This window comes from Microbulbifer flavimaris (assembly GCF_001641755.2).
GTDB lineage: Bacteria > Pseudomonadota > Gammaproteobacteria > Pseudomonadales > Cellvibrionaceae > Microbulbifer > Microbulbifer flavimaris.
In genome coordinates, this window is sequence record NZ_LRFG02000001.1 from 285327 (window position 1) to 306815 (window position 21489).

Annotated in this window: 21 protein-coding genes; 13 read left to right on the forward strand and 8 right to left on the reverse strand. The window is 59.7% G+C overall.

Features of this window, described 5'->3' with window-relative positions; all coding sequences use genetic code 11:
- The first annotated feature begins 110 nt into the window (after window positions 1–110).
- Genes cysM through mazG form a run of 3 tightly spaced genes read left to right on the forward strand, consistent with a single transcriptional unit; the run spans window position 111 to window position 4113 of the window.
- On the forward strand, window positions 111–1001 hold the full coding sequence (cysM, locus tag AWR36_RS01325) for a cysteine synthase CysM (RefSeq protein ID WP_067079944.1): 891 nt from the start codon (window positions 111–113) through the stop codon (window positions 999–1001).
- Between the two features lie 18 nt (window positions 1002–1019).
- Entirely contained in the window at window positions 1020–3263 is a 2244-nt protein-coding gene (relA, locus tag AWR36_RS01330; RefSeq protein ID WP_067079946.1) for a GTP diphosphokinase, read from the forward strand.
- A 40-nt stretch (window positions 3264–3303) separates the two neighbouring features.
- Window positions 3304–4113, forward strand: a complete 810-nt coding sequence (mazG, locus tag AWR36_RS01335; protein WP_067079949.1) for a nucleoside triphosphate pyrophosphohydrolase — start codon at window positions 3304–3306, stop codon at window positions 4111–4113.
- Window positions 4114–4144: 31 nt separating this feature from the next.
- On the opposite strand, the gene AWR36_RS01340 is transcribed toward mazG, so the two are convergent.
- Window positions 4145–5140, reverse strand: coding sequence for a 2-hydroxyacid dehydrogenase (locus tag AWR36_RS01340; RefSeq protein ID WP_067079951.1), 996 nt, complete (start codon window positions 5138–5140; stop codon window positions 4145–4147).
- Between the two features lie 238 nt (window positions 5141–5378).
- On the opposite strand from AWR36_RS01340, the gene adk reads away from it, so the two are divergent.
- From adk to AWR36_RS01375, 7 genes are all read left to right on the forward strand, one after another.
- On the forward strand, window positions 5379–6032 hold the full coding sequence (adk, locus tag AWR36_RS01345) for an adenylate kinase (RefSeq protein WP_067079953.1): 654 nt from the start codon (window positions 5379–5381) through the stop codon (window positions 6030–6032).
- A 138-nt stretch (window positions 6033–6170) separates the two neighbouring features.
- Complete coding sequence (gene hemH / locus AWR36_RS01350) at window positions 6171–7181, forward strand: ferrochelatase (protein WP_067079955.1); 1011 nt, start codon at window positions 6171–6173, stop codon at window positions 7179–7181.
- Between the two features lie 286 nt (window positions 7182–7467).
- Window positions 7468–8214, forward strand: coding sequence for a hypothetical protein (locus tag AWR36_RS01355; protein ID WP_067079958.1), 747 nt, complete (start codon window positions 7468–7470; stop codon window positions 8212–8214).
- 249 nt (window positions 8215–8463) lie between these two features.
- A complete protein-coding gene (gene tsaB / locus AWR36_RS01360) occupies window positions 8464–9165 on the forward strand; it encodes a tRNA (adenosine(37)-N6)-threonylcarbamoyltransferase complex dimerization subunit type 1 TsaB (RefSeq protein WP_067081749.1) in 702 nt (233 codons plus the stop codon).
- Window positions 9166–9171: 6 nt separating this feature from the next.
- Window positions 9172–9969 carry an undecaprenyl-diphosphate phosphatase gene (locus tag AWR36_RS01365; protein ID WP_067079959.1) on the forward strand — a complete coding sequence of 266 codons (798 nt, stop codon included), beginning with the start codon at window positions 9172–9174 and terminating at the stop codon, window positions 9967–9969.
- Between the two features lie 3 nt (window positions 9970–9972).
- Entirely contained in the window at window positions 9973–10866 is an 894-nt protein-coding gene (locus AWR36_RS01370; RefSeq protein ID WP_067079960.1) for an NAD(P)-dependent oxidoreductase, read from the forward strand.
- A 15-nt stretch (window positions 10867–10881) separates the two neighbouring features.
- A complete protein-coding gene (locus AWR36_RS01375) occupies window positions 10882–11976 on the forward strand; it encodes a tRNA-queuosine alpha-mannosyltransferase domain-containing protein (protein WP_067079961.1) in 1095 nt (364 codons plus the stop codon).
- An 85-nt stretch (window positions 11977–12061) separates the two neighbouring features.
- Here the strand turns inward: AWR36_RS01375 and AWR36_RS01380 are convergent, their stop codons facing one another.
- Both AWR36_RS01380 and AWR36_RS01385 read right to left on the reverse strand, forming a co-directional pair.
- Window positions 12062–12637, reverse strand: coding sequence for a hypothetical protein (locus AWR36_RS01380; RefSeq protein ID WP_067079962.1), 576 nt, complete (start codon window positions 12635–12637; stop codon window positions 12062–12064).
- A gap of 123 nt (window positions 12638–12760) precedes the next feature.
- On the reverse strand, window positions 12761–13090 hold the full coding sequence (locus AWR36_RS01385) for a hypothetical protein (protein ID WP_067079964.1): 330 nt from the start codon (window positions 13088–13090) through the stop codon (window positions 12761–12763).
- A gap of 325 nt (window positions 13091–13415) precedes the next feature.
- Here AWR36_RS01385 and AWR36_RS01390 point away from each other — a divergent pair, with 325 nt between their 5' ends.
- From AWR36_RS01390 to AWR36_RS01400, 3 genes are all read left to right on the forward strand, one after another.
- Complete coding sequence (locus AWR36_RS01390; RefSeq protein ID WP_067079966.1) at window positions 13416–14423, forward strand: tryptophan--tRNA ligase; 1008 nt, start codon at window positions 13416–13418, stop codon at window positions 14421–14423.
- A 79-nt stretch (window positions 14424–14502) separates the two neighbouring features.
- Window positions 14503–16080: an AbgT family transporter gene (locus tag AWR36_RS01395; protein WP_197409209.1), complete on the forward strand. Its 1578-nt coding sequence runs from the start codon at window positions 14503–14505 to the stop codon at window positions 16078–16080.
- Between the two features lie 67 nt (window positions 16081–16147).
- Window positions 16148–16477 (forward strand): DMT family transporter, encoded by a 330-nt coding sequence (locus AWR36_RS01400; protein WP_067079968.1) that lies wholly within the window; start codon window positions 16148–16150, stop codon window positions 16475–16477.
- 48 nt (window positions 16478–16525) lie between these two features.
- Here the strand turns inward: AWR36_RS01400 and AWR36_RS01405 are convergent, their stop codons facing one another.
- The 5 genes from AWR36_RS01405 to AWR36_RS01425 all read right to left on the reverse strand — a co-directional run bounded on the left by AWR36_RS01405 (window position 16526) and on the right by AWR36_RS01425 (window position 21213).
- Window positions 16526–16990, reverse strand: coding sequence for a GNAT family N-acetyltransferase (locus AWR36_RS01405; protein WP_067079970.1), 465 nt, complete (start codon window positions 16988–16990; stop codon window positions 16526–16528).
- A 150-nt stretch (window positions 16991–17140) separates the two neighbouring features.
- Window positions 17141–18133 carry a mechanosensitive ion channel family protein gene (locus tag AWR36_RS01410; protein WP_067079972.1) on the reverse strand — a complete coding sequence of 331 codons (993 nt, stop codon included), beginning with the start codon at window positions 18131–18133 and terminating at the stop codon, window positions 17141–17143.
- 111 nt (window positions 18134–18244) lie between these two features.
- Window positions 18245–18958 carry an esterase/lipase family protein gene (locus tag AWR36_RS01415; protein WP_067079975.1) on the reverse strand — a complete coding sequence of 238 codons (714 nt, stop codon included), beginning with the start codon at window positions 18956–18958 and terminating at the stop codon, window positions 18245–18247.
- 116 nt (window positions 18959–19074) lie between these two features.
- Entirely contained in the window at window positions 19075–19584 is a 510-nt protein-coding gene (locus AWR36_RS01420; RefSeq protein ID WP_067079977.1) for a BLUF domain-containing protein, read from the reverse strand.
- Between the two features lie 315 nt (window positions 19585–19899).
- A complete protein-coding gene (locus tag AWR36_RS01425) occupies window positions 19900–21213 on the reverse strand; it encodes a tetratricopeptide repeat protein (protein WP_067079979.1) in 1314 nt (437 codons plus the stop codon).
- Between the last annotated feature and the right edge of the window lie 276 nt (window positions 21214–21489).

The following is a 21489-nucleotide window of genomic DNA, read 5'->3' on the forward strand; positions in this document are numbered from 1 at the left end:
CTGTAGCGCGAGACTGGTAGGCGCACGGTCAGGTGCGGGGTGTCGAGGTCGCAGGTGGGGCGCCTGGAGGGTAGAATGGCGCTCCGCTCTGCGTTGGAACAAGCTCACTTATGGATTACCCCACGATTGCCGATTGTGTCGGCAATACGCCGCTCGTCAGGCTGCAGCGCCTGGCGGGGGACACCAGCAACACGATTCTTCTGAAGCTTGAGGGCAACAACCCTGCGGGCTCGGTCAAGGATCGGCCTGCCCTGTCCATGATCAGCCACGCCGAGGCGCGGGGACAGATCAAACCCGGCGATACCCTGATTGAGGCCACCAGCGGCAATACCGGTATTGCGCTGGCCATGGCGGCCGCCATCAAGGGCTACCGGATGATCCTCATCATGCCCATGACTGCCACCGACGAGCGCAAGGCGGCCATGACCGCCTATGGTGCGGAGCTGATCCTGGTATCCGGTGAGGCCGGCATGGAGGGCGCCCGGGACCTGGCCCTGGAAATGGAGCGGGAGGGCAAGGGCCTGGTGCTGAATCAGTTTGCCAATGAAGACAACCCCCGGGCACACCTCGAGGGCACTGGCCCCGAGATCTGGCGCCAGACTGGCGGCGAAGTGACTCACTTTGTCTCCTCCATGGGCACCACCGGCACTATCATGGGCTGCGGCCGTTACCTTAAGCAGCAGAATCCGGACATCCAGATTGTCGGGCTGCAACCCACCGAGGGCTCCAGTATTCCCGGCATTCGTCGCTGGCCACAGGCCTACCTGCCACAGATCTTCGTACCCGATGAGGTGGATCGGGTGATCGATATGGATCAGGCGGAGGCCGAGGAAATGGCACGGCGACTGGCGCGGGAAGAGGGCATCTTCAGCGGCGTCTCCTCGGGTGGGGCCGTTGCCGGAGCCCTGCGGATTTCCGCCGAAGTGGAAAATGCCACCATCGTTGCCATCATCTGCGACCGGGGAGACCGCTACCTGTCCTCCGGATTGTTCAGTCAGTAAGCCGGTCGCGTATTCACCATGGTTCAAGTTCGAAAGCACCACTCTATTGGCACCGATGGCGAGCTGGATCTCGAGTCCTGGCTCCGGCATGTGCAGACGCTGGCTAGCCTCGATGGGGGTGCCCTGGTGACGCTGCGCCGCGCCGCCGAGGTCAGTGCCGAGGCGGAGCAGCAGGCGATTGCCGCGGAAAATATCTGGGCCGAGGGCGCCAGCAGTTTCCTCACCGGCCTGGAGATGGCCGAGATTCTCGCCGACCTGCAGATCGACGGCGAAGCGCTGTGTGCTGCGGTGCTTTACCGGGCGGTGCGGGAAAAACGCCTGCCACTGAAAAGGGTGGAGGAAGAGTTTGGCAAGACCGTTGCCAAGCTGATCCGCGGTGTGCTGCGCATGGCGGCGATTCGCAGCCAGAGTGCGGAGACCGGCAAAAACCGGAGTCTGGCGGTCGAGGAGCATTCCGAGAATATCCGCCGCATGCTGGTGGCGTTGGTTGATGATGTGCGCGTGGCGCTGATCAAGCTTGCCGAGCGTACCTGTGCGATCCGCGCGGCCAAGAATGCCGATCCGGCCAAGCGCCGGCGTGTTGCCCGGGAAGTGGCGGATGTCTATGCGCCGCTCGCCCACCGCCTGGGTATCGGTCATATCAAATGGGAATTGGAAGATCTCTCCTTCCGCTATCTGGAACCCGACGACTACAAGCAGATCGCCAGGCTGCTGGATGAAAAGCGCCTGGCGCGGCAGAAGTACATTGATGAAGTGCTCGACTTGCTGCGCAGTGAGCTTGGCCGCGCCGATATCGAGGGCGAGGTCTACGGTCGCGCGAAGCATATTTACAGTATCTGGCGCAAAATGCGCCGCAAAAATATTGGCTTCTCGCAGGTTTACGATATCCGCGCTGTGCGCATCCTTGTGCCCACCGTGCGCGATTGCTATGCGGTTCTGGGTATCGTCCACAACCTGTGGCGCAACATTCCCAACGAGTTCGACGATTACATTGCCTCACCCAAGGAGAATGGTTACCGATCCCTGCACACTGCAGTGATTGGTCCGGAGCGCAAGGTGTTGGAAGTACAGATTCGCACCTTCGCCATGCACGAGGAGGCGGAGTACGGGGTCTGCGCCCACTGGCGTTACAAGGGTACCGACCAGAAATCCGAAGGGCAGGACGGCTACGAACAGAAGATTTCCTGGCTGCGCCAGGTGCTCGACTGGCATGAGGAAGTGGGGGGCAACCCGCTGCAGGACGACCTGCAGTCCAGCGATGTGGATACCCGCATCTACGTGTTCACCCCGGATGGCCACGTGGTGGATCTGCCCCGCGGCGCCACGCCGCTGGATTTTGCCTACAAGATTCACACCGAGATCGGTCACCGCTGCCGTGGCGCCAAGGTGGATGGCCGCATCGTTCCACTCAATCACGAGTTGCAGACGGCCAACCAGGTGGAAATCCTTACCGGCAAGCGCGAGGCGCCGAGCCGCGACTGGCTCTCACCGGGGATGGGCTATATCACCACTTCCAGGGCCCGCGCCAAGGTGATCCACTGGTTCAAGCAGCAGGCCCGCGACCAGAATATTGCCGATGGCCGCAGTATTCTCGACGGCGAGTTCAAGCAGCTGGCATTGAATGATTTCGACTTCGATAAGCTGGCGGCGAAGCTCAATATGCATTCCCTGGACGACCTCTACGCGGCCGTGGGCGCCGGTGATGTCGGTGTGGGGCAGGTCCTCAATGCCGCACAGCGGATGGTGAAAGTTGACCGTGTGGAACCCACACCCTCGCTGACCGCTTCGGTGGCACGGGGCGAGGGCATGGCCGATGTCTACATCGATGGTGTGGGTAACCTGATGACCCATATTGCCCGCTGCTGTAACCCGGTACCCGGTGACGAGATCATGGGTTACATCACCCTTGGTCGCGGCGTGTCGATCCACCGCAAGGACTGCCCCAATATGCTGCGGATGGAAGCGGACGAGCGCGAGCGTGTCCTGCAGGTGGAATGGGCGGAGAAGCCCAAGGAACTCTATGCGGTGGAAATCATGATCGAGGCTTACGATCGCCACGGACTGCTGCGGGATATCACCACCATGTTGGACAGCCAGCGGATCAACATCACCGCCATGCAGACTCGCTCGAACAAGCACAAGCACACGGTAGACATGGTACTGACGGCCGAGATCCACAACTTTGAAGAGCTGAGTAGCGTGCTGCACCGTATCAATCAGCTGCCCAACGTGGCCTCCGCCAAGCGGCGCATGCTGCACTGAGAGGCAGGGGCAGCGGAAGGATTACGGGAGCAAAGGAAACATGGATAAACACTATTCCGTCGACGACCTGCTTTACCTGATGGCGCAACTGCGGAATCCGGACGGGGGCTGTCCCTGGGATCTCAAGCAGAACTTTGCCAGCATTGTGCCCTCCACCATCGAGGAGGCCTACGAGGTGGCTGAGGCCATTGAGGCCGAAGACTTTGAGCACCTGCACGAAGAGCTGGGGGACCTCCTGTTCCAGGTGATCTTCTACGCGCAACTGGGGCGCGAGGCGGGGCATTTTGATTTCTCCCGGATCGTCGACACCCTGGTGCGCAAACTGGTGCGCCGCCATCCTCACGTTTTCCCCAGCGGCCAGCTTTACGGCGATAATCGCACCGATGCTGTCGACGAGGCCCAGGTCAAAAAAAACTGGGAGGCCATCAAGGCAGAGGAGCGTCAGGCCAAGGGCGAGGGCGGTACCCTCGATGGCGTGGCAGTGGGATTGCCGGCCCTGACCCGCGCCGCCAAGCTGCAAAAGCGCGCCTCCGGCGTCGGTTTTGACTGGCCGTCAGTGGACGGCGTGCTGGCAAAAATCGAGGAAGAGATCGCGGAGCTGCGCGCGGCGATCGCCGCAGAAGATGAGCAGCATGCGCAGGAGGAACTGGGTGATCTGCTCTTTACCTGTGTCAACGCCGCCCGCCACCTGAAGGTCGATCCTGAGGCTGCGCTACGGGGTTGCAACCGCAAGTTCGAGCGTCGCTTCAGTGCCGTCGAGCAGCAATTGCAGGCACAGGGGCGCCAGCCCTCGGATGCGTCCCTGGAAGAGCTCGATCAGCTCTGGAACCGGGCAAAGCAGCAGGACTGAGTCACTCGACCCGACAGGCAGCGCCCCCTCGCTAGCTGGAGATCAACTGGTTGGCACAGCTGCCGGTTTTTTCAAACTCCGTCACGTTCTCCAGGGTGCTCCGGGCGATATTGGTGATGGCCTCGTGGGTGAAATAGGCCTGGTGGCCCGTCACCATCACATTGTTGAAGGTAAGCAGGCGCGCAAAGGTATCGTCACTGATCACTGAGTCCGAATGATCCTCGAAAAAGAGATTTTCCTCCTCCTCGTAGACATCCAGCCCCAAGTAACCGATTTTTCCGGATTTCAGACCGCGGATAATGGCGGAGGTGTCGATCACCCCGCCGCGCGAGGTGTTGATCAGGCAGACCCGGTCCCGCATTTCCGCGACCGCCTGCTCGTCAATAAGGTGTCGGGTCTCGGGTAGCAGCGGGCAGTGCAGGGAAATAATGTCTGAATGTCGACAGAGGGATTCGAAGCTCACATAGCGCATCCCCAGGGCCCGGCAGTCTTCACTCTGTACGGGATCGTTACCGAGTAAATTGCAGCCAAAGCCGTGCATGATGCGCGCGAACACCGAGCCGATCTTGCCGGTGCCCACAACCCCCACGGTCTTCCCGTGCAGGTCATAGCCCATCAGTCCCTCCAGAGAGAAATTGCCCTCGCGAACCCGGGCCTGTGCCCGGACCAGGCGCCGGATCAGGGCCAGAATCAGCCCGACAGCATGTTCGGCGACGGCGTAGGGAGAATAGCCGGGCACGTTGGCAACAAGGATGCCCAGCTCATTGGCTGCGGCGACATCCACATGATTAAAGCCGGCAGAGCGCAGCGCCAGCATCCGGACACCCTGACGGGACATGCGCTTCAGCAGTGGGGCCGGGACCGGATCATTCACAAAAACGCAGATGGCATCGGCGTCGGTGGCGAGCACCAGCGTGGATTCGTCCAGGTGGGTGTCTACGTAGAGGAGTTCGTGGGGGTAATTGCGGTTGTAACGGTCGAAGTAGCGCTTGTCATACTCGCGCGCGTTGAAGATGGCAATTTTCATCAATAACCCCTTCTCCCGGTTACGGGGCTCTACGGGTATCGCCCCAGCACATAAAACAGCATAGCCACGGCGGTGTGACTGATTGTTCATTAATCGTATCGCCTGGCCGCGTCCCCCGGCTGACGGGGGCGGGGGCGAAGGCTGGCAGCCTTGCTCTAGTTGGGGGCACCGTGTAAGGTAGCGCTCTTTTGGCGCGGCGGGCATTTGCGCACGTCCGATATTTGGAGGCAATCTGACTATGCGAATCATTCTCTTGGGGGCGCCCGGGGCCGGTAAGGGCACTCAGGCTCAGTTCATTACAGAGAAATTCGGCATTCCGCAGATCTCCACCGGTGACATGCTGCGTGCAGCTGTGAAAGAGGGCACGCCCCTCGGTCTGGAGGCCAAGGACATCATGGCCGCCGGTAAACTGGTGTCAGATGATCTGATCATCGCTCTGGTCAAAGAGCGTATTGCCCAGCCGGACTGTGCAAATGGTTTTCTGTTCGATGGTTTTCCCCGCACGATTCCCCAGGCACAGGCCCTGCTGGATGCGGACGTGCCCATCGATCATGTTCTGGAAATTGCCGTGGATGACGAGGAAATCGTCAAGCGCCTGTCTGGCCGCCGCGTGCACGAAGGTTCTGGCCGTGTTTACCACGTTATCTACAATCCGCCGAAGGAAGAGGGTAAGGATGACGTCACCGGTGAGCCACTGGTCCAGCGCACCGATGACACGGAAGAGACTGTCCGCAACCGCCTGAAGGTGTACCACGAGCAGACGGCTCCTCTGGTCGGCTTCTACAGCGAACTTGCCGAGCGCATGCCCGACGCCGCGCCGAAGTACAGCAAGGTGAAGGGTGTAGGCTCCATGGATGACATCCGTCAGCGGGTAATGGACGCTCTTACCTGATCTGAATGACTGGCCTGTCCGTAGAAAAGCCCCCGATCGGGGGCTTTTTTGTGTCCGGCCGGCGCGCATGGGGTTAATGGTGTAGCCTTTTGCGGATTCAGTTTTCTGCCCTTACCAGTAACCGATAGGATCTGAAGCATGTCGACAGCGGTTATTCTCATGAACCTGGGGACCCCGGCGGAGCCGACCGCTCCTGCGGTGCGGAAATTCCTGCGTGATTTCCTCTCCGACCCGCGAGTTGTGGAAATTCCACGCCTGGTTTGGCTGCCCATCCTGCACGGGATTATCCTGCCGCTCAGGCCGCGCAAAATAGCGCCGGCTTATGCCGAAATCTGGAACAGCGGGCTTGACGGGGCGCCTGTGGAAGGCGCTCCCCTGCTTTACTACACCCGCCGTCAGGCGGAACTCCTGCAGGAAAGCCTGGCGGAAAAGCGCCCTGATATCCGCGTGGACTACGCCATGACTTATGGTGCACCGCAGCTTGAGGATGTGGTGGAGCGCCTGCAGCGGGAAGGCTTTGATTCCTTTATGGTTTTCCCGCTCTATCCGCAGTATTCAGCCACCACGACGGGCTCGATTTACGATCAGGTGGCGCGGATCTATCGCAGCAACCGGAATATTCCCAATATCTCAGTGGTGCACAATTATTATCAGCACCCTCTGTATGTGAAGGCCCTGGCAAACTCCGTACGTGAGCACAGGCAAAAGCATGGCGTTGCGGACAAGCTGCTTTTGTCCTTTCACGGTATTCCCAAAGCCAATGTGGATAAGGGCGATCCCTATTACCAGCAGTGCCGGGAAACCGCGGAGCACCTTGCCGCGGAGCTGGGCCTTGAAGAGGACCAGTGGCAGCTCTGCTTCCAGTCAAGATTTGGCAAGGCGGAATGGTTACAGCCTTACACTGACAAAACCCTGATCGAGTGGGGCAAAAAAGGGGTTGGCAGTGTGGATGTGATCTGCCCGGCCTTTGCAGCCGATTGCCTGGAGACGATCGAGGAAATTGCGGAGGAGAATCGCGCTAATTTCATCGAGGCTGGAGGGGGAGAATACCGTTACATTCCGACCCTGAATCTTCGCCAGGATCATATCGAGATGCTCGCAGAGATTGTCGAAGAGAAACTGCCGGCAGCCCGGAAGCACACCGGCTGAGCTGTAAAAAAATCTGATTTGTCACTCGTTTTGCGCCGCCGCGGCGGAAAATAGACAAAAAAGTAATTTTTTATTGCCTAATAACCGTTTTTTTTCCGTTTTCCCTTGCAAAGCAATTTATTTTTATTAACTTTGATAAAGCTGCATCGTTTTAAACGTTGCAGCTTGCTGTAATTCCTTCTCGGGAGGTGGGTAATAAGTCCCGGGGCAGCAAAACGGCATTACCGCCAGCACACTTTTAGACAGATTGCAGAGGTAGTTTTCTGACTCTGACAGGAGACAAGGGATGGCACGAGTAGCGAAGAAGAGAAAGCAGGCCAAGCGCCCTGCAAAGGCGAAGGCCACGGCGGCTGTTTCGCCGGTTGTCACCAAGGCTGAGAAGTCAGTCGAAACGGCGACCAAGTCCCTGGATGCCCAGATGGATCGGGTAGCCAAGGCGCGTGAGCGGGCACAGAAGACCGGCACCGCGGCTGCGAAAAAAGCCCTGACGAACGCCAATGCAAAGGCAAAAGATTTACGCGCCAAAGTCGCTTCGGCGAAGGTGGAACTTGCCAAAGCCAAGGCGATGGATTCAGTTCGCCAGGCTGAAGAGGCAGCGAAAGCAAAAATCAGCGATATGGCTGAAAAGCTTTCCGATAAGGCTGAGAAGGATCTGGCTGCAGCGGTAAAGGCATTTGAAACCCGCTGGAGAAAGACCCGCGCCAAAGCGGATGCCAAGAAAGTTAAAACAGCCGAGAAAAAGGCCCAGGCCAAGGTGAAGGCGGCGGCCAAGAAAGCGGCCACTAAAGCCAAGACCCTGGAAAAGAAAGCTGCAGCCAAAGCCAAGGCCGAAGCGAAAAAGGCAGCGAAGAAGTCAGCCAAGAAGAAGGCTGGCCGGCCCAAGAAGGCTGCTGCCAAGAAGGCTGCAACCAAGAAGAGCCCCGGCAGGCCCAAGAAGTCAGCCCGCCGTGGTCGCCCGCCAAAGGCTGCCAAGACCAAGGCTACCGCCAAGAAGACCATGGCCCGCCGCGGTCGTCCGCCCAAGAAGAAGTGATGTCTGTGTAAGGTTCTGAGCCCACTGCGGCACTGCAGTCGCGGGGGTAATACGGGACCGAGCTGGACACCTTGCCGGGTATATCGCCTGGCGAACCAAAGGCCCCGCTTAGCGGGGTCTTTGCGTTTCAGGGCCTGCCCGGAAGCGCGCGGGCTGAATTGCCCTGCCCGGGCCGATTGCCTTCCACATGACTCTCTCCTCCGACCGTGCCACAATTCGCCCCCAAAGATGTTGTCAATCGAGTCCCCCGTGAAATTACTAGCCCTGGATACCACTTCTGGCGCCTGCTCTGTCGCCCTGTATGACGATGGCCGAATCACCGAGCAGTTTGTGCAGGCGGAAAGAGACCACACGCGCCGACTTCTGCCGATGGTGGATGAAGTACTGAAGCAGGCTGGCCTGGAACTCTCGGAAGTAGATGCGCTGGCGGTCAGCCGCGGCCCCGGTTCATTCACCGGCCTGCGCATTGCCATCAGTTGCGTGCAGGGACTGGCGTTTGCCGCTGACAAGCCGGTTGTACCGGTGTCCAGCCTGGCCGCACTGGCGGCGGGTGCCCGGCGCAAACACTCGGAATGGCAGCAGGCCCCGGTGATCGCGGCACTCGACGCGCGGATGGGGCAGATCTACTGGGGTGTTTATTCTCCCAAAGCGCCCAACTGCAGCCTCCTGCCCGAGGCGGTCCAGGATCCGGAGCAGGCGGTATACGCACTGCGCGAATCCGACCTGCCGCAGGAGCGCTATGGTGCCGGACCTGGCTGGCATTACCCGGCGCTGGAGCAGGCGCCGGTAAAAGCCGTGGATAGCGAAGCCCTGATTCACGCCCGTGATATTGCCGAACTGGCGGCCCTGTTATGGGAAAATGGTGTCAGTGTGCGAGCGGAGGAGCTGGAACCCCTCTACCTGCGCGACGAGATCACCTGGCAAAAACGACAAAAAATCCGCTCGCAGTAACCATTCATGGAATTTTTTCAGATCATCATCCTGGCGCTGATCCAGGGCCTGACCGAATTTCTGCCCATCTCAAGCTCGGCACACCTGATCCTGCCAAAGGAGGTATTGGGATGGCCGGACCAGGGCCTTGCCTTCGACGTGGCGGTGCATTTTGGCTCCCTGACGGCAGTGATTATCTATTTCCGCAGCGAGGTGTGGGCACTGCTACGCGACGGCCTGGGCGGGCTGGTGAACAACCGCTTCACCGATGATGGACGCCTTGCCTGGCTGATCGTGCTGGCCACGATTCCCGCCGGCCTGGTGGGGCTGGCCTTTAAAGACTTTATCGAGACACACCTGCGTTCTGCGGCCGTGATTGCCGCTACCACGATCGGTTTTGGCCTGCTGCTGTGGTGGGCAGATGTATTTGGCAAGCGCAAGGAGACACTGGCGCAACTCAACTGGAAGAAGGCGCTGGCCATTGGCGCTGCGCAGGCGCTGGCACTGATTCCGGGCACTTCGCGCTCGGGCATCACCATGACCGCCGGGTTGATGCTGGGCATGAAACGAGAGGATGCCGCGCGCTTCTCGTTCCTGATGTCCATTCCCGTGATTGCCCTCAGCGCCATGCTCCTCACTTTCGACCTGCTGTCCCTGGAGACGGTGCCCTGGGGGGACATCCTGCTGGGCACAGTGCTGTCCGGGATCAGCGCTTACCTGTGTATTCACTTTTTCCTGCAATTTATCAGCCGTATCGGGATGGCTCCCTTTGCCATCTACCGCCTTTTGCTGGGTGCGGCTCTGATCTGGATGATTTGGGGGTAACCAATGGCGACTGTTGCATTCCTCGGCCTGGGCGTTATGGGATACCCCATGGCAGGCTTTCTTGCCCGGGCGGGCCACAAGGTGCGTGTATTCAACCGCACCGCCAGCCGAGCCCAGCAATGGCTGGGGGAATATCCGGGTGAAGCCTTTGAAACGCCGGCCGAGGCTGCCCGTGGCGCCGAGCTGGTATTTGCCTGTGTCGGCAATGACAACGATCTGCGGGAAGTGGTGACCGGTGAGCAGGGCGCCTTTGCGGGAATGCGCCAGGGCAGCTTGTTTGTGGATCACACCACCGCCTCGGCGGATGTTGCCCGGGAGTTGGCGGCTGCAGGCGCGGAGCGGGGACTGGGTTTTCTGGACGCTCCCGTCTCAGGGGGCCAGGCCGGAGCAGAAAATGGTGCGCTGACCATTATGGTGGGCGGCGCAGAGGCTGACTACCAGCGCGCGCAGCCGTTCCTGCAATGCTACGCCCGCGCCAGCAACCTGCTGGGGCCTGTGGGCAGCGGACAGCTGTGCAAGATGGTCAACCAGATTTGCATTGCCGGTGTGGTCCAGGGACTTGCCGAGGGACTCCACTTCGCAGGGGCCGCAGGCCTGGATGCAGAGCAGGTGGTAGACGTCATTTCCAAGGGGGCCGCCCAGAGCTGGCAGATGGAGAACCGCTACAAGACGATGCTGGCGGGAGAGTACGAGCATGGCTTCGCGGTGGACTGGATGCGCAAGGACCTGGCGATTGTCCTCGACGAGGCGCAACGCAACGGTGCCCTCCTGCCCGTTACCGCGCTGGTGGACCAGTTCTACAGCGAGGTGCAGGCACTGGGTGGCGGCCGCTGGGATACTTCCAGCCTGTTTGCCCGCCTGACCAATGTTCGCTCTTTCGAAGACAAGGCAGAGTAACCCGAGCCTGCCGCCATGAAAGTCCTGCTCCTGTCCGCCTATGATGCCGGTAGCCACAAACGCTGGCGGCGGGGGCTGGTGGCGGCGATCCCGGACTGGGACTGGACCGTACTCACCCTGCCGCCGCGTTATTTCAGCTGGCGGGTGCGGGGCAATAGCCTCAGCTGGGGCAGGGGAGAGCAGGCGACCATCCTGCACCAGGATTGGGACCTGATCGTCGCTACCTCCATGACGGATGTCTCCGCTCTGCGCGGGCTGGTACCGGAAATTGCCCGGGTACCCACGGCCGTGTACTTCCACGAAAACCAGTTCGCCTATCCCCGTACCCGAGACGCCTTCCAATCCGTCGAACCGCAATTGCTGAATATTTATACCGCGCTCAGCGGTGACCTGTTGCTATTCAATTCCGACTTCAATCGCCGCTCGCTGCTGAAGGGTGCGCGCCAGCTTCTGAAACGCTTCCCCGACCATGTGCCGGGGGGGATCTGCGAGGAGGTCGAGGCGAAGTCCCATGTATTGCCGGTGCCGCTGGAAGACAACCTGTTCACGAGGGAATCCCCGCTTGTGCGCCCGGCGAGTGGCCCGCTGGTGATCAGCTGGGCGGCACGCTGGGAATACGACAAGGGACCGGATCGGCTGCTGCAGATCCTTGAGGGGCTGGAGGCGCAGGGCATCGACTACCGGCTTAACCTGCTCGGTGAGTCCTTCCGCAGCAGCCCCGAGCAGTTTCAAGAGATCCGTGAGCGGTTTTCTTCGCGCCTTGGCGCGGTGGGCTTTCAGGCGTCGGCAGGGGCTTACCGCCAGGTGCTGCAGGAGAGTCATGTTTTCCTCAGCACCGCCTATCACGAGTTCCAGGGGCTGGCTGTGATGGAAGCCTGTGCACTGGGCTGCTCGCCTGTGGTGCCCGATGAGCAGGCCTATCCGGATTTGTATGCCCGTGAGTATCGGTATGGTTCCACCGATAAGGCGGTGGAGATGCTGGCTGAACTGGCCTGTGCGCGTAGAGCCGGTGAGTCCCTGCCCTCGGTGGATGTGTCGGGTTTCCGCTGGGCTGAGCTTGCACCACGATACCGGCGGAGCCTGGAAAAAATAGTCGCCATCAGGAACTGATCGAGGAGCGATTATCGGTAGGGGCTATTTCCCGTTTTTTTAAGCACAGCTCCCTTTATTGCTCATCTTCTTATTGCTCATCCTCTTATTGTTCATCTTCCTCACAGGAGGGGAATTCTTCCCAAAGTAGGCGGTGTAAAGCCGATAACTCGTCCAGCCTGTCCTGGATGGCCTCGGGGCGCGGTCGCGGGGTACGCCGGAGCAACTTCTGCTCTTCACGCATGGCTTCGTATTCCAGCCACCAGGCCTGAACGTAGCCCAGAGTCCAGCGGTCACCGATCTTTGATAGCGTCAGTCCCGTGTTTTTCCCGTTCTGGTAAGTTGCCACCCACACCTGGGCTGAGCAATCGGGACCATCTGCGCAGGGGCAGCCATCTCTGACTGCATCGATCATCACCATTGCACCCGGGATCAATCTCGTTGCCTCGCTGACAATCGCCCTGACCTCTATGTCGGTGAGGTTCTCCACACGTAACTCGCCCTTGAAGCGCCGTGGCTTGCTGGAATAAATGCTTGTAGATTTGCGAGCCAGAAGCCTGCGCTCTTTCAGCCGTTGCTGGGCCTGCTCAGAGGACTTCTTTTCAACAGGCTCGGCCGGAGCTGGTGGGGAAAACAGCCAGAGGAGAGGGAGGGCGATAGAGAGCAGTAACACTCGAGTCATTTTGAGCCTTCCTTCATGGCCTTGCGTGATTTCCCATAGTGTTTTGTGCGGCTGAAACGACCATCCGCTGATTGACTACAGACCTGGCACTAATAGGCCGAGGACGGTAGGGAGTCGCAATTCCTACTGTTGTTCAGTCTCATTTTTTCCGCCTGTCACCACCCCCTGGAAAGAGATGGTGATGGGATTAATCAGCGAGTACATCCACAGTCCCACCACGCTAAACAGCCACATGAAGGCCGAAAAGATAAAGCTCATCACGGGCCACATAATGACTGAAATTGCGAGCCCTGCGACCCCTGTAACGGGCTCTCCATCCCATTTCACGGTCTCTGCGCCAAATAAAGCCCTAATGCCGTAGAAGAGAAACAGGAAGAAGAATCCTCCCGACAGCCCCAGGAAGTAGATCTTAAACACCGAGCGCTTGCTGATTTTCCTGGCCGTGATTTCCATGGGGCGACATGATTTCCTGTGTAGTGGTGCCAGTTGGTGTTATATCACTATCCGGACTTGCTCTGCACTTGGTGCAGTTGCAAAGGGGTGCACCGCACTTATCATCCCTGAGAATGGCTTTGCTCTTGCCAGATGGTCACACTTTTTCGCGAATTGACGCGGCAGGTGCTGCCAGCGTGCTCTTGCGCTGGTTGTTTTTTGTCCGCCCATGGCTGGCCCCCATGATCAGCCCGATGCCCAGCGGTGACGACGTACAATCAAGTGTCTGAAAAGGGTATTATTCGCCCCTAACTCCCGAGAATGCAGCACGGAATTGATAGCGTTTATGAGTAAGCAGCGTGTACTGACCGGCATTACCACCACCGGTACCCCCCACCTCGGCAACTATGTGGGCGCCATTCGCCCGGCGATTGCCGCGAGCCAGGACCAGAACAATCAGTCCTTTTACTTCCTGGCGGACTACCACGCGCTGATCAAGTGTCAGGACCCGCAACAGGTGCACCAGTCCACCCTGGAGATTGCCGCCACCTGGCTGGCCCTGGGGCTGAATACCGACAATGTGGTTTTCTACCGCCAGTCCGATATCCACGAGATTCCGGAACTGACCTGGCTACTGACCTGCATGACGGCCAAAGGCCTGATGAACCGTGCCCACGCCTACAAGGCGGCAGTGGACGCCAACCGTGCCGATGGTGAGGATTCGGACTTCGGTATCACCATGGGCCTGTACAGCTACCCGATCCTGATGGCGGCGGACATCCTGATGTTCAATGCCAACAAGGTGCCGGTGGGCAAAGATCAGGTGCAGCATATCGAGATGGCGCGGGATATCGCCCAGCGCTTCAACCACCATTACGGCGAGCACTTTGCGCTGCCGGAAGCGGTGGTGGATGACCATGTAGCGGTGCTGCAGGGCCTCGACGGCCGCAAGATGAGCAAGAGCTACGGCAACACCATCCCGTTGTTTCTGACCGAGAAGCAGCTGAAGAAGCACATCAACAAGATCAAAACCAACTTGCTGGAGCCAGGTGAACCAAAGGACCCGGATACCTCCACCGTGTTCCAGGTCTGGCAGGCCTTCGCCACCCCGGAGCAGACCGCCGAAATGCGCAAGGCGTTCGAAGAGGGCATCGCCTGGGGCGAGGCCAAGAAGCAGCTGTTCGAGCTGATCAACGGCCAGATCGGTGATGCCCGCGAGCGTTACAACGAGCTGTTGGCGAACCCGGCACAGATCGAGGCCGAGTTGGAGAAGGGCGCGGAGAAGGCCAGAGCCTATTCAGCGCCCTTTATCGACAAGCTACGCCAAGCGGTCGGCATCCGCAAAATTGGCTGATATCGGCTGATATCGGCTGATATCTGGAAAGGAACGCGCAATGGCTGGCAATCAGAACAATAAAAACGAGGACAAACCAATGAGTGAATCTCCGGCGAACACTGCCGCACCCATGGAAACACCAAACGGGTCTGGCAAAGGCGGTTGGGTTGATCGCGCGCTGAACTTTATTGAAGTGGTGGGCAACAAGCTGCCGGACCCGGCGGTATTGTTCCTGGTCCTGATGGTGACGGTCTGGGTGCTGTCACTGCTGTTGTCCGGTGTCAGCTTTGATGCCATTCACCCGGCCACGGGTGAGGCGGTCCAGGTTACCAACCTGCTGTCCGGGGACAACTTTGCCTATTTCCTCTCCACCATGGTCACAACCTTTACCGGCTTCGCCCCCCTGGGTGTGGTACTGGTGGCCATGCTGGGTGTGGGTGTGGCGGAGCAGAGCGGCTTTATCAACGCCGTTTTGAAAAAGCTGCTGGGCGTGACCCCGCAAATGCTGCTGACCCCCATGCTGGTCCTGGTGGCGATTGTCAGCCACACGGCCGTGGATGCGGGTTATGTGCTGGTGATCCCCTTGGGCGGGGTGATCTTTTATGCTGCGGGCCGCCATCCACTGGCGGGGATCGCGGCGGCGTTTGCCGGTGTATCCGGCGGTTTCTCCGCCAACTTCGTACCCTCGGCCATCGATCCATTGCTGCAGGGGTTCACCCAGTCGGCGGCGCAGATCGTCAACCCCGAGCTGCAACTGAACCCGCTCAATAACTGGTTCTTTACCTCGGCGTCCTGCCTGGTGATTGTGCTGCTGGGCTGGTGGCTGACAGACAAAGTCATCGAGCCGCGACTGAAGAATGTGGCCATCGACGGCGACCCGGAGGATATGCCGGTGATGCAGGAGGTGGGCGCCCGCGAACGGCGTGCGCTGCGCCTGTCGACCCTGGTGATGGTTCTGGGTATCGGTGCCCTGGTTGCCTGGATGCTACCGGCGGATTCAGCGCTGCGGGACGATGCCGGAAACCTGGCCGCGTTCGGTGCGCCGGCAATGAAATCCATCGTGCCGCTGATTTTCCTGCTGTTCATCATTCCCGGCGTAGTGTTTGGCTACGCGGCGGGCACCTTCCAGAAGTCCAAGGACGTGATCGATGCCATGTCCAAGACGATGGGCTCCATGTCCTACTACATCGTCATGGCATTTTTCTGCGCGCTGTTCATCGCTGAATTTGGCCGTTCCGGACTGGGCACGCTGCTGGCCGTCGAGGGCGGTAACCTACTGGCCGCCATGGCGCTGCCGGGACCGGTGACGCTGATGGGCATCATCCTGCTGGTGGGCTTCGTGAACCTGTTTGTGGGCTCGGCCTCTGCCAAGTGGGCACTGCTGGCACCGATTTTTGTGCCTATGCTGATGCAGGTGGGTTTCTCGCCGGACCTGACCCAGGCCGCGTATCGGGTGGGGGATTCCTCCACCAATATCATCACGCCGCTGATGCCGTATTTCCCCCTGGTGGTGGTCTACTGTCAGCGTTACGTGAAGAGCACGGGGATCGGAACCCTGGTTTCCATGATGCTGCCTTACTCGGTGGTATTCCTGCTGTGCTGGTCGGTTTTCCTGGTGCTTTACTGGTCGCTGGGCATCCCTCTGGGGCTGCAGGCCAGCTACACCTACCCTTGAGTAGGGTTCTCAATTGATCGAGCGATGGGGGCTTTCAGGGCCCCCATTTTTTTATGCGGATGAAATAATGGCTTATCTGTATCTCGCGATTGCCATCCTGGCGGAAGTTGCCGCTACCACAGCGCTGAAGGCCTCCGAGCAGTTTACGCGACCGCTTCCCTCTGTACTGGTCGTACTGGGCTACGGGCTGGCGTTCTACATGCTGTCACTGGTGCTGCGGACTGTTCCGGTGGGCATCGCTTACGCCATCTGGGCCGGTGTCGGTATCCTGCTGGTGGCGCTGGCGGGTGCGGTTATCTATCGGGAAATCCCGGACTGGCCGGCGGTCATCGGTATGACTCTGATTGTTGCCGGGGTGGTGGTTATCAATCTGTTTTCCAAGACCGCCGTCCACTGAGGCTCAGTTGCTGGTCCTGCCCGCACCGACCCGGGCGGTGGAACACAGCTAAGGGCGGCCCGGACGCAGCATCTCGATATGGGGGATGCCATCTTCATCGTAGGGCTCGGAAACACGCTCAAATGCGAATTCACTGTAGAAGTCGGCCAGGTAAAGCTGTGCCGAGATACGAATGGCCCCGCCATCAAACTGCTCGTCGCAGAGAATCAGTGCCCGGCTCATAAGCTCCCGACCGAGCCCGGTTCCCCGCGCAGGTTGCGCGGTCAATACCCGTCCGATGGACGGCTCCGTATACTTCTGGCCAGGGTCCACTACCCGCAGGTAGGCCAGCAGCGCAGGCTCTTCCCCTTCATTGCGCCAGGCGGCCAGGTGCCAGCTGTGCTGGTCAATGCCGTCCACGTCCTGGTAGGCACAGTCCTGCTCTACTACGAAAACTTCCTGGCGGAGCTGCAGAATGGTATAGAGCTGTTGTGCGGTGAGATCCTCGAAGCGGGACCACTGCCAGTTGAGCATGGGTTGAGCGCCCCTTTGCCGCGGGAAATAGTGAAGGGATCAGAATACCGGATTATGGCGGGGGATTCTCTGGCAACGGCATGATGTTGATGCAGTGAGGGCTCTCAGCCAGGCTCAGGGCTGTCAACCAGGCTCAGGGCTGTCAAAAGCTCAGGGCTGCTTCTCGCCAAACTGTGCCTGCCAGCGGGGGCGCGTACTGCCGTCCGCGGGCGCGGGCCACCCCTCCCGCTGCCGGCTGCGATCGCCGTCGGTTTCCTCGGTCTGATCGTGGAACAGTTGCACTCTGGTCTCGTAGGGCATGTCGATACGGGCTTCATCCAGGGCCAGCTTGATTGCCCGGATAACATCCGCACCAATATGGTTGGTATCGGTCTGGCGGCTGTGGGTCCACCAGCGCACCCGAATGGTGACCCAGCTGGCCGCAAGCTCCCAGGGCAGGGCCTCTACCGCTGGCCTTTTTTGCACGCCCTCCACTTTGCTGACAGCCTTTTCCAGTACTTCACAGGCACGATCGAGACCATCCCCGTAGCCGATCCCCACATCGTACTCACTGCGCCGCAGGGGGTGTGCGGTCTTGACGATTACTGCATTGGTATAGATATCACTGTTGGGAATGACGACTCGCTGGCCGTCGAAGGTGCGGATCAGCGTTGCGCGGTTTTCGATTTTCTTAACCGTGCCCTCAAATTCGCCGACGCGGATCTGGTCGTTTACGCGGAATGGGTGCTTGATCAGAATCAGCAGCCCGGCAAGCCAGTTTTGCAGGATGTCCTTGAAGGCAAATCCAAATGCCACAGAGCCCACACCCAGGCCCGCAACCAGGTCGCCGGGCTTCAGGGTTGGCATGACGATGGTGGCGGCGAGCAGGAAGCCGATACCGGCAAAGATCCATTTGACCAGGCCTCCCAGGACTTCCCCGAGATTGGCGCGCTCCCGGCGGCTGAAGTGTCGGCAGGTGAGATAGCCGAACAGCATGCCAATCAAATACAGCATCAGCATGACGAGCAACGCCGCGATGAAATTGGGCGTGTGTTGAATAGCGTCAGCAATCCAGCCGTCGACCTTGTCGAGGGCAGTATCTACGCCCCGGTCCACCTGTTCCGGCAGTTCCTTGATTGCTTCTGAGCTTTCCTGCTGTGCCACTATCGCTGCTGTCCATTGCCGGGGAACCCCGGGCAGTTTGCGGTTCCCTCGGCAGCAGTTTAGTTCAAGGCGGGTGGCACTGACCGAAGTGTTGTCAGCGAGCGAAGACGATCAAGACGAGGGCGGACCGGGCCGATAAAAACGACCGTGTTGCAGGAAGTAAATCACCTGTTTGATGACTTCATCGTTTTGCATCATGAAAACATGAGTGACGGGCATCTGCAGGTGATCGCTCATACCGTCCAGGCGTGTGCTCGCCACCGAGACTTTGCCATCGTCTGTGGCAGGAATAATCTGTGAGAGAACCGGGTTAATGCTGCGGGTGCCGGCGATGATGCCCACCTCGAAATTGGCGGCGCCAAGCTGGTTGGGCACACTTTCCGCGCTGGTGCCCAATTGCAGGCCAGCGTCACCCAGGATGGCGTGGAAGCCGGGTACTTCGCCCAGGGCATCCACCACCTCACTGCCCTTGTTGGGCGGGCCAAGCATAACCACCCGACCGAGGTTTGGAACGGGTACCCGGCTGAGATAATGACGCACGAGTATGCCGCCCATAGAGTGGGTGACGAAGTGCACAGGAGTGCCCGGCCCGCACCGGTCCAGTGCCGGTGCAATGGCCTGGCCGGCGAGTGTCTCGATGGGGTACACGGTCGATGGGTAATCGACGTTGACGACCTGGAAATCCGCCTTTTCCAGGGCTCTTTCCAGTGACTCCATCGATCCGTCGGAACGCCCCAGGCCGTGCAGGAGAATGGCACAGGACCCTTGCGCAACCGGTGGCAGCAGCAAGGTAAGGCCGAACACTGCGGTGATGAATGTTCTCATGGCGTGGAAACTCCGGCGGTTGTGAAGGGGCGCCCTGGGGGCGCGCCTTTTACTTTACTGCCAAAGCCGAATTTTCACACCCGGTCGGTTGAAGAACTGTATTGAACCTGCGCCGATTAATTGGCGAGACGGGATTTCCGGGAGAACAGCGCCCGCAGATTGAAGCGGCTCGGTCTGGGCGCTGCACCAAGGTCCTCTTCCCGCTTGTGCTCGAAGAATTGCACCAGGGCTTCTGCCTCCCCCTCAGAGAAGCGCAATGGCTGGAAGCGGGTGTAGCCCCTGCGGCCAAGAAACTCGCGCAAGGATTGTTCCGCGGGAACATATTTCATCGACCAGTCCGCGAACATGCGTGACGGCACCGCTTTGAGGGAAAGGGTGGTCACCTGATGGTGACGACTGTCCTCACTGATTCGCCGGAAAGTTTCCGTGACCGCCTCGCGATTGCCCTCGAGGGCCTGGAAGAAGTAGCCATCGCCGAAATACAGAATACCGCCCACATCGTCGCGGTTATTGTTTTGCCGACTCTGCATCAGGATACGGGCCACGGTGGGTTCCACACCACTCTTGGCGGGCAGTGGGAAGAAGGAAGCTTTGCTGGCGTACACCAGACGAACCAGTTCGCCCATGAAGAATTCCCCTAATCCAATTTTTGTGTGATTTAGGGCACGGGTACGGTGGCAAAGCCGCCCCAGATCACTTGTGCCGGTTTTCACACGGTTATAGTTCAGGTTAGTTGAATTCTGCGCTGCTGTGCCCGCGTGAATCACAACCACTGCCAGCGAGGAAATAGGGCGGAAAGAGACCGCCATTCACGGGAATGGAAGATCTGTTCAATTGAAAACAGGCGCGCGGGTGACACTGAGGAGTGCCCGGGTGTCCTACTTATTACGCTTTTCTCAAGCAGTTCGTCCGGGGCCGGATCATTTTCCGGGTGCTGTCGCCTATCTGCTGGCGCGGGCCACCATTTCACGGGTGACGGTGCTATTGGGTTTGAGCGCCAGTCGCTCTTCCGCGAACGCCTCTGCCTGGCGCCGCTGGCCCAGGCGGATCGTTGCCTCGGCCAGCGTCCAGTCGATGATATCCCGCTGCGCGTGGCTGCCGCCAAAGGTATTGGCGATGTAACGGGCACTGTGCAGGTGGCGCACAGCGCTGGCGTAGTCCCTCTCCCAGAAGGCCGAGAACCCCTCCACCAGCGGCAGGCCGGTCTCCCAGCCCCAGCGGCAGACCTCCCGGTGGCTGTCGCGCCCGGCGCGCAGGCAATTACCGATACGCTCCAGCGCAGCAGGCCGGTTGGCGCCAAGGAACGCCATGGCGCCGTGCCAGTCGTTGAAAGGGTAGTGATGGCCATCGACATGGGGCTCCCAGCAGTCCGCCAGTTCCTGCCAGCGTTCACCGACATCTGTGCCCAGTAGCACCAGGCGCCAGAGCAGGGCTGCGGCATCCACCAGGTCCAGTGCCATGACACTGGCATCCCGGCGGATGGGGCCATCGTAGATTTCCAGGGCCTTCTCGGTCTCGCCAAGATCCAGATGGTAAAGTGCCCGGTGCCACCAGTTATGGACCTTGAAGAAATTCTCTTCCTCCGCCCAGAAGGCTTCCCGGTCGTGCATCCAGGCCACGCCCTCAGCTGGGCGCCCTTGCATTTCCAGCACGTGAGCGACAGCGTGGTGGGCCCAGCAGTCGAATGGTTCCAGTTCCAGGGCACTGTGACCAAACTGTTCAGCGCGGCCATAGTCACCGCATTCTTCCAGCCCGAAGGCATACATACCCAGCAGCAGCGAGTAACCGGGAATTTCCGCCGACCACTGGGGCAGCGCGCGGGCGATACGGTCCCGCAGGTTGCGGCTGTTGGCGCGATAAAAATCCATCAGGTGCCCGCACTGAATAGCGACCAGATCGTGTGGAAATTTGCAGCAGTGGAAATCCAGGGACTCGGCAGCAGTCGTCCAGTCACCACCGGTCAGGGACCTCAAGACCGCAACGTGGGACGCCTCCTGTTCTGACAGTGGCAGAACCTGGGTCGAAACCAGGATCTTCTGCGCAGCGATATTGGCGGCGGGCTCAGTGCTGGTGGCGTAGAGATAGGCTTTGAGGATATGCGCCATTGCAAACCCGGGGGACTCTGCAATGGCCTCTTCGAGGGGGGCAAACGGGTCGCCCCGGTAGAGGTTGAATGATTCCAGGGCGCGTTGATAGTGCTCGATGGCGGTGGGGCTGGCGCCGGAGAGGCGGTTACCCTGACGATCAAATGGCATGAAAATCCTTTAGCGGCTAGTCAATCCATCCTTCGTGGTCTTCTCAGTATGGAAGTCACCGAGCGGATTGCACAGATACCGCTTTCTCTGCTGGGGGTTCACCGGCCCGGGCCCGCCCACGAAGGCGCCACTCAGCTGCTGGCAGCCCGCGGTGAGTAGTCGCCTAGTGTCGAAAAGAGCGATAGTGATCAGCAGGAACAGGAATTCCCTCCCATACTCACCTGACTTCACAGACCGGACATCCCGGGCGCTCGGGAGCTCATTCGCTCAAACGGG

Excerpts from the sequence above, each read along its gene's own strand:
- mazG (WP_067079949.1), top strand. The coding sequence starts at position 3,304 with ATGGATAAACACTATTCCGTCGACGACCTGCTTTACCTGATGGCGCAA.
- cysM (WP_067079944.1), top strand. The coding sequence starts at position 111 with ATGGATTACCCCACGATTGCCGATTGTGTCGGCAATACGCCGCTCGTC.
- AWR36_RS01365 (WP_067079959.1), top strand. The coding sequence starts at position 9,172 with ATGGAATTTTTTCAGATCATCATCCTGGCGCTGATCCAGGGCCTGACC.
- AWR36_RS01370 (WP_067079960.1), top strand. The coding sequence starts at position 9,973 with ATGGCGACTGTTGCATTCCTCGGCCTGGGCGTTATGGGATACCCCATG.
- AWR36_RS01425 (WP_067079979.1), bottom strand. The coding sequence starts at position 21,213 with ATGCCATTTGATCGTCAGGGTAACCGCCTCTCCGGCGCCAGCCCCACC.
- AWR36_RS01405 (WP_067079970.1), bottom strand. The coding sequence starts at position 16,990 with ATGCTCAACTGGCAGTGGTCCCGCTTCGAGGATCTCACCGCACAACAG.
- relA (WP_067079946.1), top strand. The coding sequence starts at position 1,020 with ATGGTTCAAGTTCGAAAGCACCACTCTATTGGCACCGATGGCGAGCTG.
- adk (WP_067079953.1), top strand. The coding sequence starts at position 5,379 with ATGCGAATCATTCTCTTGGGGGCGCCCGGGGCCGGTAAGGGCACTCAG.
- hemH (WP_067079955.1), top strand. The coding sequence starts at position 6,171 with ATGTCGACAGCGGTTATTCTCATGAACCTGGGGACCCCGGCGGAGCCG.
- AWR36_RS01420 (WP_067079977.1), bottom strand. The coding sequence starts at position 19,584 with ATGGGCGAACTGGTTCGTCTGGTGTACGCCAGCAAAGCTTCCTTCTTC.
- AWR36_RS01355 (WP_067079958.1), top strand. The coding sequence starts at position 7,468 with ATGGCACGAGTAGCGAAGAAGAGAAAGCAGGCCAAGCGCCCTGCAAAG.
- AWR36_RS01340 (WP_067079951.1), bottom strand. The coding sequence starts at position 5,140 with ATGAAAATTGCCATCTTCAACGCGCGCGAGTATGACAAGCGCTACTTC.
- AWR36_RS01385 (WP_067079964.1), bottom strand. The coding sequence starts at position 13,090 with ATGGAAATCACGGCCAGGAAAATCAGCAAGCGCTCGGTGTTTAAGATC.
- AWR36_RS01395 (WP_197409209.1), top strand. The coding sequence starts at position 14,503 with ATGAGTGAATCTCCGGCGAACACTGCCGCACCCATGGAAACACCAAAC.
- AWR36_RS01390 (WP_067079966.1), top strand. The coding sequence starts at position 13,416 with ATGAGTAAGCAGCGTGTACTGACCGGCATTACCACCACCGGTACCCCC.
- AWR36_RS01400 (WP_067079968.1), top strand. The coding sequence starts at position 16,148 with ATGGCTTATCTGTATCTCGCGATTGCCATCCTGGCGGAAGTTGCCGCT.
- AWR36_RS01375 (WP_067079961.1), top strand. The coding sequence starts at position 10,882 with ATGAAAGTCCTGCTCCTGTCCGCCTATGATGCCGGTAGCCACAAACGC.
- AWR36_RS01415 (WP_067079975.1), bottom strand. The coding sequence starts at position 18,958 with ATGAGAACATTCATCACCGCAGTGTTCGGCCTTACCTTGCTGCTGCCA.
- AWR36_RS01380 (WP_067079962.1), bottom strand. The coding sequence starts at position 12,637 with ATGACTCGAGTGTTACTGCTCTCTATCGCCCTCCCTCTCCTCTGGCTG.